Source organism: Streptomyces sp. NPDC055254 (assembly GCF_053606025.1).
This window is the reverse complement of sequence record NZ_JBSGQV010000038.1, coordinates 1-16911: the sequence shown is the minus strand read 5'-3', so window position 1 is coordinate 16911 and position 16911 is coordinate 1. Positions and strand designations below refer to the sequence as shown.

Sequence of the window (16911 nt, the reverse complement as noted above, 5' to 3'; positions counted from 1 at the left end):
GGGGGGTTGGGGGGGGGTTGTCTTTGGTTTGGCTCAACACGGGGGTTTGGCCAATCTATTGCGTTTTTGCCCGGCGGGGGGGCCACCCAAGTGGGGGCCCCCCCCCGCCTGTTCACCGCTCCGTACGCCGTGCCGTGCGCGGTCCCGTACGCGTGGCCGGACGCACGGCCTTGTCCGGCGCGCTCAGTTCCGCTCGATCAGAACTGCAGTGCCCATGAGTCGATCTTGCCGGTGTCGACGTTCGCGTTGTCGTTCACCCGGAGCTTCCAGACACCGTTCGCGACCTCGGAGGAGGCGTTCACGGTGAAGGACCGGATGATGTTGTCCGCACTGCCGCCGGACCGGTTGTGCAGGATGTACACGGTGCCGTCGGGGGCGATGAGGTCGACCTTGAGGTCACCGATGTAGGTGTGCTTGATGTCGACCGGCACGCTCAGGGTCGCCGGGGCGTTGCCGGTGACACCGCTGACGGTGATCGGCGACTCGACCGTGGCGTTGTCGTTGATCGCGTAGTCGGCGGTGTTCTCGAACCGCTTCCCGGGCGGGGTGGTACCGCCGTCACCGATGTACAGCAGGCGGTTCGGGGAGCCGGTGCCCGGGCTGCCGACCACGTTCGGGGTGGCCGCGTTCACCAACGCCGTGCCGACCTGGGCCGGGGTGCTGGAGGGGTTCTGCGAGAGGTAGACGGCGGCCGCGCCCGCGACGTGCGGGGAGGCCATCGACGTACCGGAGATGTTGTTCGTGGCCGTGTCGCTGGTGTTCCACGCCGACACGATCGAGGAGCCCGGGGCGAAGATGTCCAGGATGGTGCCGAAGTTCGAGTAGCTGGCCTTGGCGTCGGTGTTGGTCGTGGCGCCGACGGTGATGGCCTCGGCGACGCGGGCCGGGGACTTGGTGTTTGCGTTGGTGGACTCGTTGCCCGCCGCGACCGCGTAGGTGATGCCGGCGGCTATGGAATTGCGCACGGCCGCGTCCAGGGTGGCGTCGGCGCCACCGCCGAGCGACATGTTCGCCACGGCCGGCTTGACCGCGTTCTGGGTCACCCAGTCGATGCCCGCGACGACGCCGGCCGTGGTGCCCGAGCCGTTGTTGTCGAGCACGCGGACGCCGACGATCTTCGCCTTCTTGGCGACGCCGTACGCCCCGCCGGCGACGGTGCCGGCGACGTGCGTGCCGTGGCCGTGGCCGTCCTGGGCGGTGTTGTCGTTGTCGACGGCGTCGAAGCCGTACGAGGCACGGCCGCCGAAGTCGCCGTGGGTGATGCGGACACCGGTGTCGATGATGTACGCCGTGACGCCCTCGCCGGCCTTGTCCGGGTAGGTGTAGCTCTGGTTCAGCGGCAGGGCCCGCTGGTCGATGCGGTCCAGGCCCCAGGACGGCGGGTTGGGCTGGGTGGCGTCGACGGTGAAGACACGGTTCTGCGCGACCGACTTGACCGCCGGGTCGGCGGCGAGCTTCTTGGCCTGCGCCTCGGAGACCTCGACGGAGTAGCCGTTGAGGGCGGCGCTGTAGGTCTTGTCGATCTTCGCGCCGTACCGCTTGGCGACGGCCTTTCCGCTGTCCGAGGTGGAACGGGCGGCGGAGTCCTTCAGGGTCACGATGTAGCTGCCGGAGATGGAACCGGCGGCACCTGCGTTCTCGATGACGCCCTGCGCGCCGCTGTCGGCAGCCGAGGCGGGGAACGAGGCGGCCGCGCCGAGCGCGAGGGCCACGACGGCGGTCGCGCTGATGCCGGCGATTTTCCGGCGGGTGTGACGCATCACGGACATGTGAGGTGTCCTCCTGATAGGTGGTGCGCTGCGGGGGGTGAGGCGGGAGCTTTAGGGCATGAGCATGACAATGCAGATGACCCAACGGGCTGCCGCCACCGAAAGGTTGACCCACCCCTGGCGCCGCCCACAAGAGGACTGCGGGCGCGTAACATCCGTGCCACACCCCGGCCATGATGGGGCAAAGGCGCTCCGCACATGACGCACGCACTCCCCGGTTACGTCTGCCCGCAGGACGGCACCCGCGCGGACGTCCGGACGGCACCCTGGTGCTGCCCGGTCTGCGCCGGCCCGTGGGACCTCGATTTCACGCCGGATCCGGCCATCGCCCTCGAACCGGCCACCGGGCCCCGTTCCTTGTGGCGGTACGCCCCCGCGCTCCCGCTGCCGGGGGCGTTCTCCGTGACCCTGGCGGAGGGGCACACTCCGTTGGTCCCGATGGTGGAGCGGATTCACGCCAAGCTCGACTTCCTGATGCCGACCCTCTCCTTCAAGGACCGGGGGGCGGTGATGCTCGCGGAGCTGGCCCGGCGGCCGGCCCCGGAGCGGGTGGTCGCGGACAGCAGCGGCAACGCGGGGGCGGCGGTGGCGGCGTACTGCGCCCGGGCCGGGCTCGATTGTGAAGTTTTCGTGCCCGAGGGCACGTCCGAGAGGAAGATGGATCGGATGCGGGCCCACGGTGCGGTCGTACGGGTCGTCCCGGGCGGCCGCGAACCCGCCGCCGCCGCGGCCCGGGAGGCCGCCGACGAGCCCGGGGTCTTCTACGCGAGCCATGTGTTCACCCCCTGCTTCCTCCACGGCACGAAGACGTACGTGTACGAGATCTGGGAAGAACTGGGCGGACGCCTGCCGGAGGTCCTGGTTCTCCCCGTCGGCAACGGCACCCTGCTACTGGGCGCCGCGCCGGCCGTGGAGGAGCACCCCCTCCAGGGCCGCACAGCGGTCCTCCCCCTGTGCGGCGCGGGCCTGAAGTAACCCCCGAGGCCCGCCCACCCCCGCCGCCACCCCTCCGAGCCCGCGCCGGGGGCCTTTCCGGCCCCGCCGGCGTTCGAGGCGCGGGATCAGGGCGGAGCCCCGATCCCGCGCCTTACCGACGCCGCTTACGGGGCGCTCGCGCAGGCCCCCGTACGGGAGCCGCCCGGCGAGCCGAGCAACCCGCTCGATCAAGGACTGAGACGCCGAGGGAATCCAGAAGCCTGCATAGGCCAACGACCGTAGGATTCGGCCATGCGCACATCAAGTCCGACCGCGGACAGCAGACCGGCCGCCGCCGCGCGGCGAAGGATCACCGGCGCCGTCTGGACCGCGCTGGCCCTCGTCTACGTCGTCTGGGGTTCGACCTACCTCGGCATCCGGATCGTCGTCGAGACCATGCCGCCGTTCCTCTCCGCCGGAGCCCGCTTCATCACCGCGGGCCTGCTGCTGGCCGGCCTGGTCGCCCTCCGGTACGGCCCCGCCGCGCTCAAGGCCACCCGCGCGCAGCTCGGTTCGTCGCTCCTGATCGGCCTGCTGCTGGTCCTCGGCGGGAACGGCCTGGTCGTGCTCGCCGAGACCTCGGTGCCCTCGGGACTGGCCGCGCTCCTGGTGGCCGCGGTGCCGATGTGGCTGGTGGTGCTGCGGGCGAGTACCGGTGATCGACCCCAGCTGCGTACCCTCGGCGGCGTCCTGATCGGCCTCGCCGGGCTCGCCGTGCTGACCAGCCCGGGGCTGAGCGGCGCGGTACGGCTGTCCGGCGTGCTCCAGGTGCTGGCCGCGTCCGTGCTGTGGTCGCTGGGCTCCTTCTCCGCGTCCAAGGTGCCGCTGCCGCCCAACCCCTTCACGGGCAGCGCGTACCAGATGCTCGCGGGCGGCCTCGGCGGCGTGCTCGTCGGCCTGCTGCGCGGCGAGCACCGCGGCCTGGACCCGGCGGACTTCTCCACGGCCTCCTGGCTGGCCCTCGGCTACCTCGTGCTGATCGGGTCGATCGTCGGCTTCACGGCGTACGTGTGGCTGCTGCAGGCGGCCCCGTTGTCGCTGGTGGCCACGTACGCGTACGTCAATCCGGTCGTCGCCGTCGCACTCGGCGCCCTGATCCTCGACGAGGCCCTGACCTGGCCCATCCTGGTGGGCGGTGCGATCGTGGTGGCGGCGGTGGGCCTGATCGTCAGCACGGAACGCAAGGCGTAGCGGCGCGTCCCGAGCCGGCCGGGCGACCGGCTCCGGCGACCGGCCTCGCGGCCGCTGCGGCGATCAGCTCAGGGCGGCCCGTTCGTACAGCGCCCTCGCCCGCTCGTCGAAGAGCGCGGCGGTGGAGTCCACGTCGGTGTCCCCGCCGCTCAGTACCCCGATCAGGCTCCCGGGCTGCCCCGGCCCGCCCCGGTCCGCGACCCAGGGGCTGCCGCTGGTACCCGTCCAGAAGCCCGCGCAGCTCATGTACAGCATGTCGGGGTCGTCCTCGTCGTGACCGGTCCGCGTGGTGCAGGCGACGGGCTCGTTGCGCGGGTTGTGCTCGGACTCCGGGTAGCCGACGACCGTCACGTCCCGCTCGTAGCCGGAGGTCCAGTCCGGCTTCGGGGCCGCGCCGCGACCGCCGACGGCCTCCTGGACACTGCGCCCGTCCCCGTCCCGTTCGACGGTGAGGAAGGCGAAGTCCGCGGAGTCCTCGCCCCACCGGCTCCAGCGGTCGTCCACGTGGATCGAGCGGACCTTCCACACCCCGAGGGGCTGGGTCCCGGCGCCCTCGCCGGAGAAGCCGGGGGCGAAGGCGAGCTCTCCGATGGCCAGCCCGTCGTGGGCGACCTCGCCCGGACTGCCGTCCTCGCCGGCCGGGGCCACGCAGTGCGCGGCGGTGGCGACGACGTTGCCCTGCGGGCTGTCGACCACGCTCGCCGTGCACCAGTGCTCGCCGCCCGCCATCAGGACGCCCACGGTGGGGAAGGGGTGGGTCGGCCGGTCGCCCGGCGCCCTGAGGAACGCGACGGCGCACACGGCGGCGATCCCGGCGGCGGCGGCCGTCGTCGCCCCCTTCGCCACCGTGCTCACCGCACGTCGGGTGCGGGTGTCGGAGCCGTCATCACCTTGCTGATCCACTCCAGGGAGCCCTCCCTCATGCCTCGTACGTACGACTTTCCGTTGTGCTCACCATCCTGGATCACCTGGAGCCGGGTGTGCACGGGACCCCTGCCGTACTCGCGCATGAACTTCTCGGCCTTGTCGCGGCCGGTCTCCGCGGTGCCGATCTGGAAGTTGATGTAGACGTCCGGGCCGCCCGCCGCGATCAGCTTGGCGGCGAGCTTCTCCGGGTTGTCCGCGTCCATGGCCTGCGTGTTGCCGTTCCACAGCGGGGAGTCGGGGACGATGTCGACTCCGCTCGCGATGGCCGCCTTGAACCGGTCGGGGTGCTTCAGGACGTGCTTGAAGGCGCCGAACCCGCCCGACGAGGAGCCCATGAAGGCCCAGCCGTCACGGGAAGTGAAGGTGCGGAAATTGGCCTTCGTGAAATCCGGGACGTCCTCGGCCATCCAGGTGCCCATCTTGGGCCGGCCGGGGATGTCTGAGCCGTCGAAGTGGTTCTTGGTGTCGCCGTTGATCACCGGCATGACGAGGACGAAGGGCAGGCTCGTACCCGCCTTCACCCCGTCGCTGACCGCCTGCTGGAGCCCGAGTCCGGGTCCGGTGCCCCAGTAGTTCTTGGGGTAGCCGCGGCCGCCGGGCAGGGAGATCAGGACCGGGAAGGCGCTCTTGGCGTACTTCGGGTCGTCGTACTCCTTGGGCACCCACACCCACACGTCGCCCGTGAAGCCGGACTTCTTGCCGACGAGGGTGGTCTTGGCGATCTGCGTCCCGTCCGGCAGCCGGCTGGTACGGACGAACTCGGCCGCCGGGCCGGTGGGCATGGTCATGTCCGGCTTGACGTCGGTGGCGGTGGCGGGCGCGGCCTTGCGCTGGACCTTCCCGTAGGAGACCGGATCCCCTATGTCGGAGAAGAGGCCGAGCTTGTACGCGGTCGCGCCGCCCGCCGCGACGGCGAAGGCCAGGCCGCCGCTGATCAGAAGCAGGCGCAGGCGCTTGGAGCGACGGCCGCCCGGGGTCGTGGGGGCGCCGTCGCCTTGCTGGTCATGCTGCACGGTTGTTGTCCCGTTCCTTCTCCGGCGCTCTCCCGGGAGCGCGGGTCGGACCGATCGGTCCCCCTTACACCCCTCACAGAGGTGTCAACGACCGGATGGGTTGCCTGGGACGGGTGTGACATGGCGCGCCCACCCGGAGCCCTGGGGCCGACCCGTGGTCAGCCGGCCTCGGGCTTCGGCCCCTTGAGCACCTTGCTGATCCACTCCAGCGAGCCTTCCTTCATGCCCCGGACGTAGTGCCAGCCGTTGTGCTCGCCGTTCTGGATGTCGCGGACGGTCGTCTTGACCGGCCCCTTGCCGAACTGCTCCTGGAACTTCGTCATCCGGTCCTTCCCGCCCTCCTTCGTCCCGATCTGGAAGTTGATGTAGACCTCGGGGCCCTTGCTGTCGATCAGCTTCTTGGCGAGCTTCTCCGGATTGTTCGCGTCCATCTCCGCCTGGTGGCCGCGCCACAGCGGGGAGTCCGGGACGATCTCGCCGCCGCTGGCTATCACGGCCTTGAACTTGTCCGGGTGCTGGAGGACCGTCTTCATACCGACGAAGGCGCCCGACGAGGAGCCCATGAAGGCCCAGCCGTCACGGGACTTGTACGTACGGAAGTTGGCCTTGGTGAAGGCCGGGACGTCCTCGGCGATCCAGGTGCCCATCTTGGCCTGGCCGGGTATGTCGGAGCCGTCGTAGTAGTACTTGTTGTCCGGGTTCAGCACCGGCATGATCACGACGAAGGGCAGGCTGGTGCCCGCCTGGACGCCCTCGCTGATGGCCTTCTGGAGGCCGAGGCTGCGGTCCGACCAGTAGTTGGCCGGGAAGCCGTTGCCGCCGGGGAGCGCGATGAGCACCGGGAAGCCGCTCTTGGCGTACTTCGGGTCGTCGTACTCCTTGGGCGCCCACACCCACACGTCGCCCTCGAACCCGGACTTCGCGCCCGCGAGCCGGGTCTTGGCGATGATCGTGCCGTCGTCGAGCTTGGTGGTCTGCTTGAAGTCGGACTTCGGGCCGGTCGGCATGAGCACGTCCGGGTCGCCGGAGGGCTTGACCGGGGCGTCGCTCGGGGTCTTCTTCTCCGGGGCGGCGGCCGGCGGGGTGGAGCCGAAGCTCACGGCTTCGCCGTTGCCGGAGAGCCAGTCGAGCTTCCACGCGGCGAAGCCGCCGCCGCCGAGCAGGAGCGCCAGGACGACCACCGCGCTGATCCATATCGCGCGCCGGGACCGCGCGGGCGGCCGGGGCGGCTCGCCGTACTGGGCATGCGCGGCGTTCCCGGGGTACTCGGCGTGCTCGGCGTACTGCTGCTGGTACCCGTACTGCCCCTGCGGCCGGGCCGGGTACTCCTCGTGCTCCGGCCGCAACTGCTGCAACTGCTGGGTTTCCTGGGACTGCTGGTCATCAGGCCGCGGGCGCTGCGGGTACTGGTGCACGAACTTCGCTCCGAACGGTCATGACTGCCCCTTGGGCAGAACGGCTGGGCATCCCCTTTAGTCCTGATGTCCGAATCCCCCGCGCAGTTCCGAATCCGAGCGAAAATATCGGGGAAACCTCCGGGGAACTCCGGAATCTCAACGCTGGGCGTCGAGGACCTCCGCGCACCGCCCGAGCAGCGCGATGAGCAACTCCCGCTCCTCGCCGCTGAACGCGGCCGCCAGCGCCCGCTCCACGCGCACCGCACCGGAATCCGCCAGCTCCATCGCCGCGCGGCCCTCGCCGGTCAGCCGGGTCTCCAGCACGTTGCGGTGCCACTCGTGCGGAGTCCGCTCGATGAACCCGCGCTCCTGGAGGTTCTTCAGGACCGTGTTCATGGTCGGCGGCGTCACCCCGCACAGCCGGGCCAGCGCGGCGGCCGAGATGCCGGGCTTCTCGGCGAGCCAGAGCAGCGCGGCGTACTGCGGAACCGTTACTGCGGCCGGCTTGCACGCGGCGTTCTTCGCCGCGAGGAGCGCTTGTTCCGCGCGCTTGAGATGAGAGCCGATGCGCTCCTCGGGGGCCATGGAGGTCATGCCCGCATCCTACGACCCACCCTTGCGAACATTAGAGCTCTTATATACATTCGACCCCACACGTCAAGTAGAGGACATCCGATGCAGCGCTCGGCGAAGACGATCAAACTGCTCCTGACCACGGCGGCGACCACGGGCCTGACCGCGGGACTGACCCTCGCGGCCGCCCCCGCCCAGGCCTCGGACGGCCGGGCAGCGGACGGCCGGGTATCGACGGCCTTCTCCCTACCCGGCGGGAAGGTCTACCCCGAAGGCATAGCCGCCGATCCCCGGACGCGGACCGTGTACGTGGGCTCGTACGCGGACGGCACGGTGTACCGCGCCCGCCCGGGCCGGCGTACGGCGGAGGTCTTCCTGCCCGCCGGCACCGACGGCCGTCGCACGGCGAACGGCCTGCGGGTCGACGCCCGGGGCCGCCTGTGGGTGACGGACTCCACGACCGGCGTCACGGTCTACGACACCGCGAGCGGAGCCCGGCTGGCCCACTTCGAGGTGGCCGGCGCCGGCGCCGCACCCGACGGGGCCCCGCGCCACTTCGTCAACGACCTCACCGTCACCCCGGACGGCACCGCGTACCTGACGGACAGCGTCCGCGCGGTGATCTACCGCGTGACCCCGGACCAGCTGGCCGCCGGCAGCGGGACCCTGACCGTCGCCCACGACCTCGCCCCGGCCCTGCGGCCCCGGCCGGCGGGCACGTTCAACCTCAACGGCATCACCTCGGACCCGGCCGGCCGCTTCCTGCTCACCGTCGACATGACGGCGGGCGACCTCTACCGCGTCGACCTGGCGACCGGTGCGATCCGCCGGGTCGCCCTCACCGGCGCGGACATGAAGGCCGCCGACGGCCTCGACCTCGCCCCCGACGGCAGCCTGCGCGTGGTGCACAACGTCACCAACACGCTGACCCGCTGGCGGCTCGCCCCGGACGGCACCCGCGCCCGCCTGACCCGCACGATCACGGACCCGTCCCTCCAGATCCCGACGACCCTCGCCCGCATCCCGGGCCGCACCCTGGTCGTCCGCTCCCAGTTCGACAAGGGCGGCCCCCTCACCCCGAGCACGGGCTCCCCCACCACCTTCACGGTGGCCTCGGTCCGGGGCCTCTAGCCCTTCCGCAGCACCCGCAACTCCGGCCGTACGAGGACCCGGACCCACGGCGCCCCTGTTCCCACCCGGCCGAGGAGGCCCGAGCATGATTCCTGCGCCGGGCCGCCGAGGCTCCCACCACCGCCGGCCTCGTCACCCTCACCGGGATCGACCGCACCGACCCCGGCCCGTGACCGCTACCGTGATGGCATGACCGCACTACCCGACTGGATGCGCCCGCCGCGCGCGGAGGGCTGGTTCGCGGAGGACCTGGACCGCCTCCCCGAGGCACCCCGCCACACCGAGCTCATCGACGGAGCCCTCGTCTTCATGATGTCGCCCCAGCGGTGGTGGCACGGCCACCTCGTCACCATGCTCACCGTCGCCCTCATGGAGCAGGCGCCCGCCGACTCCAGAGTCGGCCGCGAGATGACGATCAAGCTCGACCGGCGCAACAGGCCCGAGCCGGACCTCTTGGTGACGACGGCCGGCTTCGACGGCGACCGAACCTGGTTCGCACCGGAAGAAGTCCAGCTCGTCATCGAGGTCGTGTCCCCCGAATCAGCACACCGCGATCGCACCGTCAAGCTCCGCAAGTACGCGGAGGCCGGCATCCCGCACTACTGGTGCATCGAGGACGAGGACGGGGCACCCGTCGTCCACGTCTACGAGCTCGACGAACCCACCGGCGCCTACGCACCCGCCGGGATCTTCCGTGGCACCCTCCAACGCCCGGTGCCCTTCGAGGTCACCCTGGACCTGGCCATGCTCACACCGCCCCGCAGCAGCTGAAAAGTCAGCACCACGTCAGCACGGGAATGCAGAAGGGGTCGGACTCACCCGAGTCCGACCCCTTCTGACCTGCCCGTTTGAAGAAACCGTCTAACGTGCGGTAACGAGGAACTACACGTTGAAGCGGAACTCCACCACGTCGCCGTCCTGCATGACGTAGTCCTTGCCCTCCATGCGGGCCTTGCCCTTCGCGCGGGCCTCGGTGACCGAGCCGCAGGCGACCAGGTCGGCGAAGGAGATGACCTCGGCCTTGATGAAGCCGCGCTGGAAGTCCGTGTGAATGACGCCGGCGGCCTCGGGGGCGGTGGCGCCCTGCTTGATGGTCCAGGCGCGCGTTTCCTTCGGGCCCGCCGTCAGGTAGGTCTGCAGGCCCAGGGTGGCGAAGCCGACGCGGCCGAGGGTGGCCATGCCGGGCTCTTCCTGGCCGACCGACTGGAGGAGTTCGAGGGCCTCCTCGTCGTCCAGCTCGACCAGGTCCGCCTCCAGCTTGGCGTTCAGGAAGATCGCCTCCGCCGGGGCGACCAGCGCGGACTGCTCCGCCTTGAAGGCGTCGTCCGTCAGCTCGTCCTCGTCCACGTTGAAGACGTACAGGAAGGGCTTGGTCGTCAGCAGGTGGAGCTCGTGCAGGAGGTCGCCCTGCTCCGTGCCCTTGGTGATTCCGCGGGAGAAGAGGGTGTGGCCCTCCTCCAGGATCTTCTGCGCCTTCTCGACGGCTGCCAGGACCGCGACCTTCTCCTTCTGGAGGCGGGACTCCTTCGTCAGGCGCGGCACCGCCTTCTCGATGGACTGGAGGTCGGCGAGGATCAGCTCCGTGTTGATCGTCTCGATGTCGTCCTTCGGCGAGACCTTGCCGTCGACGTGCACGACGTTCTCGTCCTTGAAGGCGCGGATGACCTGGCAGATCGCGTCCGACTCGCGGATGTTCGCCAGGAACTTGTTGCCCAGGCCCTCACCCTCCGAGGCGCCGCGCACGATACCCGCGATGTCGACGAAGTCGACCGTCGCCGGGAGGATCTTCTGCGAGGCGAAGATGCCCGCGAGGACGGCCAGGCGGGAGTCCGGGACGCCGACGACGCCGACGTTCGGCTCGATGGTGGCGAACGGGTAGTTGGCCGCCAGCACGTCGTTCTTGGTCAGGGCGTTGAACAGGGTCGACTTGCCGACATTCGGCAGGCCGACGATTCCGATCGTGAGCGACACGTTGGCGACTTCCCGTAGCTGGAGGGGGCGGCGGCCCGGGAGTGGGCCGTCGGACAGTTTACTTTCCGATGAGTGGGGCTGGATGTACGCGTGTCCGGAGCCCGATACCGCGACCTTCCCGCCTACTTTGGGACCGTGGAGCGATACAGGACGCGACCGGCCCCTCACCCCCAGCGACCCCCTGCGCAGCGCGGGCGCCCGGGCGCGGCCGCGCCCCTGCCCGTACGGGGCCCCGGGCGGCCCCCGCTCGCACGCCGGCTGCCCCGGCCGCGGCTGACCGGACTGGGCGGCGGGCTGTTCGCCTGCGCCGGCACGGTGCTGGCCGGTGGGATCGCCTGGCTGCTGTTCGGCTCCTCGCTCTTCGCCTACGGGCTGCTCTTCCTGCCCGTCGCGGCGGCCACCGCCCTGTGGGTGCGGCCCGCGGACCTGATCACCGCGCCGATCAGCGTCCCCATCGCCTTCGCCGTCGGTGTCTGGCCCATCTCGGGCGGCTCCGGCGGCCTCGGCGGGGAGGTGATGGGGCTGGTGTCCGCGCTGTCCCTGCACGCCGGCTGGCTGTACGGGGGCACGCTGGTGGCCGCCCTGATCGCCCTCGTGCGCAAGGCCGTGCTCATCGGGAAGCGGCGGCCGCCCCCCAGGCGGACCGCCTGACACGCGGACCGCCTGACACCACGGGCAACCGCCGCTCCACGAGCCGCGCCTAGTGCTTCGCCGCCATGGCCGCCCCGACGATCCCCGCGTTGTTCTGGAGCTTCGCCGGCACGATCTCGGCCCGGATGCCCTCGATCAGCGGCAGGAACTTCTCCGGCTTGCGGCTCACGCCCCCGCCGATGATGAACAGGTCGGGGGAGAACAGCATCTCCACGTGTTCGAGGTACTTCTGGACCCGGTGCGCCCAGCGCTCCCACGTGAGCTCGTGGTCGTCCTTCGCCTTCACCGACGCGCGCGTCTCCGCGTCGTGCCCGTCGAGCTCCAGGTGACCGAGCTCCGAGTTGGGCACCAGGTGCCCGTCCGTGAACAGGGCGCTTCCGATGCCCGTGCCCAGGGTGAGCAGGACGACCGTGCCGCCCCGCCCGCGCCCGGCGCCGTAGGTCATCTCGGCGATCCCCGCCGCGTCCGCGTCGTTGAGGACCGTCACCGGCAGCCCGCCCAGCTCCCGCGAGAGCAGGCCCGCCGCGTCCTGACCGATCCAGCCCTTGTCGACGTTGGCCGCCGACCGGGTGATGCCGCCCGTGACCACGCCCGGGAAGGTGACCCCCACCGGGCCGTCCCAGTCGAAGTGGCGCACCACCTCGCCGACACAGCCGGCCACCCCGTCGGGGGTGGCCGGCTGCGGTGTCAGTACTTTGTGGCGCTCCTGCGCCAGATCGCCCCGGTCCAGATCGACCGGAGCGCCCTTGATTCCGGAACCACCAATGTCCACACCCATGATCTGCATGGACATACCGTACGAAACGAGCTACTTGTCGGCGACCAGTTCGGCCGCTTCGGCACGCAGATCGCGGCGCAATTCCTTCGGGAGCGAGAAGACGATCGACTCCTCGGCCGTCTTGACGATCTCCACGTCGGCGAAACCGCGCACGGTCAGCCACTCCAGCACTTCCTCGACGAGCACCTCCGGCACCGAGGCGCCCGAGGTCAGGCCGACCGTGGTGACGCCCTCCAGCCAGGCCTCGTCGATCTCGCTCGCGAAGTCGACGAGGTGCGCGGCGCGCGCGCCGGCGTCCAGGGCCACCTCGACGAGGCGGATGGAGTTCGAGGAGTTCTTGGAGCCGACGACGATGACCAGGTCCGAGTCGGCGCCCATCACCTTGACCGCGGCCTGGCGGTTGGAGGTGGCGTAGCAGATGTCGTCGCTCGGCGGCGACACGAGCAGCGGGAACCTGGTCTTCAGCGCGTCGACCGTCTCCATCGTCTCGTCGACCGAGAGGGTGGTCTGCGACAGCCAGACGACCTTCGACTCGTCGCGCACCTCGACCGCGGCCACGTCGTCCGGGCCGTCCACGATCGTGATGTGGTCCGGGGCCTCGCCGGAGGTGCCGATGACCTCCTCGTGGCCCTCGTGGCCGATGAGGAGGATGTCGAAGTCCTCGTTCGCGTAGCGGATGGCTTCCTTGTGCACCTTGGTGACCAGCGGGCAGGTCGCGTCGATCGTCGCGAGCTTGCCGCGCGCCGCCTCCTCGTGCACCACCGGCGCGACGCCGTGCGCGGAGAACATCACGATGGAGCCCTCCGGCACCTCCTCCGTCCGCTCGACGAAGATCGCGCCCTTCTTCTCCAGCGTCTGGACGACGTACTTGTTGTGCACGATCTCGTGGCGGACGTAGACCGGCGCACCGTACTGCTCGAGGGCCTTCTCGACAGCGATCACGGCTCGGTCCACGCCCGCGCAGTAGCCGCGGGGGGCGGCGAGCAGAACGCGACGGGAAGCGGGAGCGGGGGCGGGAGCAGTCATGGTCTCCATCGTACGGGGGTCTCCAGGAGGCCCGCCGTCGCCCGTTCGGCACAAACCGGTTCGAATGTCCGTACCGAATGTCCGTACCGACCGTCCCCCCGAGGAACGATGGCGTCCGTGACGGATTCGGCACTCCGGCCACCGCCCTGCGGCGGAGCCTGGGATTGCGCGACCTGGTCGTCCACGGCCTCCTGTTCATCGCCCCGATGGCCCCGGTCGGCGTCTTCGGAACGCTGGACGCCAAGTCCCACGGCGGTGGCGCTCGTCTACCTCGTCGCGACCGCGGCGATGGCGCTCACGGCGTCCGGCTACGCCCAGATGGTGCGGGTGGCGCCGCAGGCCGGGTCCGTCTTCACCTACGCCCGCAAGGGGCTCGGCGAGGGCCCGGGGCTGATCGCCGGCTGGATGGCGATGCTGGACTACCTGCTGGTCCCGGCCGTCGCGTACCTGTTCTCGGGCATCGCCGTGAACGCCCTGGTGCCGGAGGTGTCCCGGTGGGTGTGGACGGCGCCGGCGGTGGTGGTCACCACCCTGCTCAACCTGTGGGGCGTACGGGCGGCCGCGCGCGTGGGCTTCGCCGTGCTGGCCATGGAGATCCTGGTCCGGAGTCCTCGGTGGGGCCCTGGCTGCACGACCTGGTGGCGGTCAGCAAGGCGATCGGAGCGGCCTTCGCGGCGCCGGCCGGCCAGGCGGCGGGACGGCTGCTGTTCGCGATGGCCCGCGAGGGGCGGCTGCCGCGCGCGCTGTCCCGGACCTCGGGCGGGACGCCCCGCCCGGCCTGCTGCTGGCGGCGACGCTCACGCCGGTCGCCGCCGTGTGGGCGGCCCGGCGCGACGACGGGCTGGACCACCTGGTCTCCGTGGTCGACGTCGGGGCGCTGGTGGCCTTCACGCTGCTGCACGCGTCGGTGATCGGCTGGTTCGTGGTCAAGCGGCGCGGGGGCGCGCCGTACTGGTGGAAGCACTGGTGGCGCCGGTGCTCGGCGCGGTCGTGACGACGGCGGTGATCGTCGAGGCCTCCTGGACGGCGCAGCTGGTGGGGGCGGTGTGGCTGGCGGTGGGGCTGGGGGTGCTCCTCGTACAGCGCGGGCGGACCGGCGGGGGTCGTTCGGGGCCCGACACCCGCCCCGGGGCCTGAGGCGCTGTCAGTCGCGCCCGTTAGCCTGCATGCATGGCTCTGAATACGTCGGCCGAGGCGCCGCTGCCGGTAGGCCAGGTGTCCCGGCTCATCGGGGGCTGGATCGAGCGGCTCGGCCAGGTGTGGGTCGAGGGGCAGATCACGCAGCTCTCGCGGCGGCCGGGGGCGGGGGTGGTCTTCCTGACGCTGCGCGACCCCTCGCACGACATCTCGGTGAGCGTGACCTGCTTCCGGCAGGTCTACGACGAGGTCGCGGACGCGGTCTCGGAGGGCGCGCGGGTCGTCGTACTGGCCAAGCCGGAGTGGTACGCCCCGCGCGGGCAGCTGTCCCTGCGGGCTACGGAGATACGGCCGGTCGGCATCGGCGAGCTGCTCGCGCGGCTGGAGCGGCTCAAGCGGTCCCTGGCCGCCGAGGGGCTGTTCGCGGCGGACCGCAAGAAGGAGCTGCCCTTCCTGCCCCAGCTGATCGGGCTGGTGGTGGGGCGCGCCTCGGCGGCCGAGCGGGACGTCCTGGAGAACGCCCGGCGCCGCTGGCCGGCGGTGCGCTTCGAGGTGCGCAACGTCGCCGTCCAAGGGGTGCACGCGGTGCCCCAGGTGATCCGGGCGGTCCAGGAGCTCGACGCCGTGCCCGAGGTCGACGTGATCATCGTGGCCCGCGGCGGCGGCAGCGTCGAGGACCTGCTGCCCTTCTCCGACGAGCAGGTCGTGCGGGCCGTCGCGGCGGCCCGCACCCCGGTGGTCTCGGCGATCGGCCACGAGCCCGACTCCCCGCTGCTGGACCTGGTCGCCGACCTGCGGGCCTCGACGCCCACGGACGCGGCGAAGAAGGTCGTCCCGGACGTGGGCGAGGAGCTGGAGCGGGTACGCCAGCTCCAGGGCCGGGGGCTGCGCGCGGTCCGGGGGCTGCTCGACCGGGAGGAGCGCGGGCTCGCACACGCGCTCGCCCGGCCGGTATTCGTGCATCCGCAGCGGATGGTGGAGACCCGCGAGGACGAGCTGGACGCGCTGCTGGCGCGCAGCCGCCGCACGCTCGGGCACCTGCTCGACCGGGCCGATTCCGAGCTGGGCCACACCCTCGCCCGGGTGGTGGCGCTGTCGCCGGCCGCGACCTTGGAGCGCGGGTACGCGGTGCTCCAGCGTGCCGACGGGCACGTGGTGCGCTCCCCCGAGGAGGTCTCGGCGGACGACGTGCTGCGGGCCCGGGTCGCGGAGGGCACGTTCTCCGTCCGGGTGGCGCCCGAGTAACGGCCCACCACGCCGCGGAGAGCCGCGTCGCATGACGCCACCCCGCAGGACACCACGCATGACACCGCACGCGCGACACCGCATCGCATGACGCCACAACGCCGCAGCACGTTCGTCGCACGACACGCAAAGGATGGATACGGGAATGACAGAGGCCGGATCGGCGCTGGGGTACGAGCAGGCCCGGGACGAGCTCATCGAGGTCGTCCGCAAGCTGGAGGCAGGCGGGACCTCGCTGGAGGACTCCCTCGCGCTCTGGGAGCGCGGCGAGGAGCTGGCCAAGGTGTGCCGGCACTGGTTGGAGGGGGCCAGGGCCCGGCTGGACTCGGCACTCGCCGAGCGGGACGCGGCCGAGGGGGATGCGGAGTGATCCCGGTCACCCACGGCCAGAGATAGTTGAAGGTTCACCTAATTTCGCCGTACAGTCGGGGACATCGCTTCACCTCCGTATGGAAGAAGGCTTTCCGATGTCCCTCGTTCTTGACTCCGCCGCCCAGGACCTCCTGTTCCGTGAGGCCCGCACCGCCAACTCGTTCGCCGACGAGCCGGTGACCGAGGAGCAGGTCCAGGCCATATACGACCTGGTGAAGTACGGCCCCACCGCCTTCAACCAGACCCCGTTGCGCATCACCCTGGTCCGCTCCCCCGAGGCCCGCGAGCGCCTCGTGAAGCACATGGCCTCGGGCAACGACGCCAAGACCGCCACCGCGCCGCTGGTCGCGATCCTCGCCGCGGACAACGAGTTCCACGAGGAGCTCCCGCACCTGCTGCCGCACTTCCCGCAGGCGAAGGACGCGTTCTTCTCGGAGCGCCCGGTGCGCGAGCAGTCCGCGCTGCTCAACGCCGCGCTGCAGGCCGCCTACTTCATCATCGGCATCCGCGCCGCCGGCCTGGCCGCGGGTCCGATGACGGGCGCGGACTTCGCCGGCATCCAGAAGGAGTTCCTGGACGCCGACCACACCCCGCTGATGGTCGTCAACATCGGCAAGCCGGGCACGGAGGGCACCTTCCCGCGCTCCCCGCGCCTGGAGTTCGACCAGGTCATCACCACGGTCTGAGCCGCCGTACGGCGCACCGCGTACGGCGCCGCGCACGAAGCCGCCCGCCCCGGTCTTCCGGGGCGGGCG

At 71.1% G+C, this 16911-nt stretch carries 15 protein-coding genes and 2 pseudogenes; 9 read left to right on the top strand and 8 right to left on the bottom strand.

Annotated features, from left to right (window positions below; all coding sequences use genetic code 11):
* Window positions 1-197 precede the first annotated feature (197 nt).
* Window positions 198-1769: a S8 family peptidase gene (locus tag ACWFQ8_RS27055; RefSeq protein ID WP_453788886.1), complete on the bottom strand. Its 1572-nt coding sequence runs from the start codon at window positions 1767-1769 to the stop codon at window positions 198-200.
* Window positions 1770-1967: 198 nt separating this feature from the next.
* Between ACWFQ8_RS27055 and ACWFQ8_RS27050 the strand changes: the two are divergent.
* Window positions 1968-2697, top strand: a pseudogene (locus ACWFQ8_RS27050) (pyridoxal-phosphate dependent enzyme); the annotation flags it as partial.
* A 299-nt stretch (window positions 2698-2996) separates the two neighbouring features.
* Entirely contained in the window at window positions 2997-3935 is a 939-nt protein-coding gene (locus ACWFQ8_RS27045; protein WP_453788885.1) for an EamA family transporter, read from the top strand.
* A gap of 63 nt (window positions 3936-3998) precedes the next feature.
* Here the strand turns inward: ACWFQ8_RS27045 and ACWFQ8_RS27040 are convergent, their stop codons facing one another.
* The 4 genes from ACWFQ8_RS27040 to ACWFQ8_RS27025 all read right to left on the bottom strand — a co-directional run bounded on the left by ACWFQ8_RS27040 (window position 3999) and on the right by ACWFQ8_RS27025 (window position 7866).
* Window positions 3999-4790: a trypsin-like serine peptidase gene (locus ACWFQ8_RS27040; protein WP_453788884.1), complete on the bottom strand. Its 792-nt coding sequence runs from the start codon at window positions 4788-4790 to the stop codon at window positions 3999-4001.
* The gene (locus ACWFQ8_RS27035; protein WP_453788883.1) at window positions 4787-5875 is read right to left on the bottom strand and encodes an alpha/beta hydrolase; all 1089 of its coding nucleotides are present in this window, start codon (window positions 5873-5875) and stop codon (window positions 4787-4789) included. Before ACWFQ8_RS27035 ends, ACWFQ8_RS27040 begins: the two co-directional genes overlap by 4 nt.
* Before the next feature lie 158 nt (window positions 5876-6033).
* The gene (locus ACWFQ8_RS27030; protein ID WP_453788882.1) at window positions 6034-7290 is read right to left on the bottom strand and encodes an alpha/beta hydrolase; all 1257 of its coding nucleotides are present in this window, start codon (window positions 7288-7290) and stop codon (window positions 6034-6036) included.
* 138 nt (window positions 7291-7428) lie between these two features.
* The gene (locus tag ACWFQ8_RS27025; RefSeq protein WP_453788881.1) at window positions 7429-7866 is read right to left on the bottom strand and encodes a MarR family winged helix-turn-helix transcriptional regulator; all 438 of its coding nucleotides are present in this window, start codon (window positions 7864-7866) and stop codon (window positions 7429-7431) included.
* An 81-nt stretch (window positions 7867-7947) separates the two neighbouring features.
* On the opposite strand from ACWFQ8_RS27025, the gene ACWFQ8_RS27020 reads away from it, so the two are divergent.
* Both ACWFQ8_RS27020 and ACWFQ8_RS27015 read left to right on the top strand, forming a co-directional pair.
* Window positions 7948-8976, top strand: coding sequence for an SMP-30/gluconolactonase/LRE family protein (locus tag ACWFQ8_RS27020; RefSeq protein ID WP_453788880.1), 1029 nt, complete (start codon window positions 7948-7950; stop codon window positions 8974-8976).
* A 189-nt stretch (window positions 8977-9165) separates the two neighbouring features.
* Complete coding sequence (locus tag ACWFQ8_RS27015) at window positions 9166-9747, top strand: Uma2 family endonuclease (protein WP_453788879.1); 582 nt, start codon at window positions 9166-9168, stop codon at window positions 9745-9747.
* A 111-nt stretch (window positions 9748-9858) separates the two neighbouring features.
* Here the strand turns inward: ACWFQ8_RS27015 and ychF are convergent, their stop codons facing one another.
* Window positions 9859-10947: a redox-regulated ATPase YchF gene (gene ychF, locus ACWFQ8_RS27010; protein WP_453788878.1), complete on the bottom strand. Its 1089-nt coding sequence runs from the start codon at window positions 10945-10947 to the stop codon at window positions 9859-9861.
* A gap of 135 nt (window positions 10948-11082) precedes the next feature.
* On the opposite strand from ychF, the gene ACWFQ8_RS27005 reads away from it, so the two are divergent.
* On the top strand, window positions 11083-11598 hold the full coding sequence (locus ACWFQ8_RS27005; protein ID WP_453788877.1) for a DUF6542 domain-containing protein: 516 nt from the start codon (window positions 11083-11085) through the stop codon (window positions 11596-11598).
* Between the two features lie 49 nt (window positions 11599-11647).
* Here ACWFQ8_RS27005 and ppgK read toward each other — a convergent pair whose 3' ends face one another.
* A complete protein-coding gene (gene ppgK, locus ACWFQ8_RS27000) occupies window positions 11648-12385 on the bottom strand; it encodes a polyphosphate--glucose phosphotransferase (protein WP_453788876.1) in 738 nt (245 codons plus the stop codon).
* 21 nt (window positions 12386-12406) lie between these two features.
* A complete protein-coding gene (locus ACWFQ8_RS26995) occupies window positions 12407-13411 on the bottom strand; it encodes a 4-hydroxy-3-methylbut-2-enyl diphosphate reductase (RefSeq protein ID WP_453788875.1) in 1005 nt (334 codons plus the stop codon).
* Between the two features lie 68 nt (window positions 13412-13479).
* On the opposite strand from ACWFQ8_RS26995, the pseudogene ACWFQ8_RS26990 reads away from it, so the two are divergent.
* The 4 genes and pseudogenes from ACWFQ8_RS26990 (at window position 13480) to ACWFQ8_RS26975 (ending at window position 16842) form a co-directional block, all read left to right on the top strand.
* Window positions 13480-14539: pseudogene (locus ACWFQ8_RS26990) on the top strand (APC family permease).
* Between the two features lie 33 nt (window positions 14540-14572).
* The gene (gene xseA, locus ACWFQ8_RS26985; RefSeq protein WP_453788874.1) at window positions 14573-15784 is read left to right on the top strand and encodes an exodeoxyribonuclease VII large subunit; all 1212 of its coding nucleotides are present in this window, start codon (window positions 14573-14575) and stop codon (window positions 15782-15784) included.
* Between the two features lie 145 nt (window positions 15785-15929).
* A complete protein-coding gene (locus tag ACWFQ8_RS26980; RefSeq protein ID WP_453788873.1) occupies window positions 15930-16154 on the top strand; it encodes an exodeoxyribonuclease VII small subunit in 225 nt (74 codons plus the stop codon).
* Window positions 16155-16251: 97 nt separating this feature from the next.
* Window positions 16252-16842 (top strand): malonic semialdehyde reductase, encoded by a 591-nt coding sequence (locus ACWFQ8_RS26975; protein ID WP_453788872.1) that lies wholly within the window; start codon window positions 16252-16254, stop codon window positions 16840-16842.
* The last annotated feature ends 69 nt before the right edge of the window (window positions 16843-16911 follow it).

What these genes read in the sequence shown, in the direction of transcription:
- ACWFQ8_RS27055 (WP_453788886.1), bottom strand. Translation starts at nt 1,769, where the DNA reads ATGTCCGTGATGCGTCACACCCGCCGGAAAATCGCCGGCATCAGCGCG.
- ACWFQ8_RS27045 (WP_453788885.1), top strand. Translation starts at nt 2,997, where the DNA reads ATGCGCACATCAAGTCCGACCGCGGACAGCAGACCGGCCGCCGCCGCG.
- ACWFQ8_RS27025 (WP_453788881.1), bottom strand. Translation starts at nt 7,866, where the DNA reads ATGACCTCCATGGCCCCCGAGGAGCGCATCGGCTCTCATCTCAAGCGC.
- ACWFQ8_RS27020 (WP_453788880.1), top strand. Translation starts at nt 7,948, where the DNA reads ATGCAGCGCTCGGCGAAGACGATCAAACTGCTCCTGACCACGGCGGCG.
- ACWFQ8_RS27015 (WP_453788879.1), top strand. Translation starts at nt 9,166, where the DNA reads ATGACCGCACTACCCGACTGGATGCGCCCGCCGCGCGCGGAGGGCTGG.
- ppgK (WP_453788876.1), bottom strand. Translation starts at nt 12,385, where the DNA reads ATGCAGATCATGGGTGTGGACATTGGTGGTTCCGGAATCAAGGGCGCT.
- ACWFQ8_RS26995 (WP_453788875.1), bottom strand. Translation starts at nt 13,411, where the DNA reads ATGGAGACCATGACTGCTCCCGCCCCCGCTCCCGCTTCCCGTCGCGTT.
- xseA (WP_453788874.1), top strand. Translation starts at nt 14,573, where the DNA reads ATGGCTCTGAATACGTCGGCCGAGGCGCCGCTGCCGGTAGGCCAGGTG.
- ACWFQ8_RS26980 (WP_453788873.1), top strand. Translation starts at nt 15,930, where the DNA reads ATGACAGAGGCCGGATCGGCGCTGGGGTACGAGCAGGCCCGGGACGAG.
- ACWFQ8_RS26975 (WP_453788872.1), top strand. Translation starts at nt 16,252, where the DNA reads ATGTCCCTCGTTCTTGACTCCGCCGCCCAGGACCTCCTGTTCCGTGAG.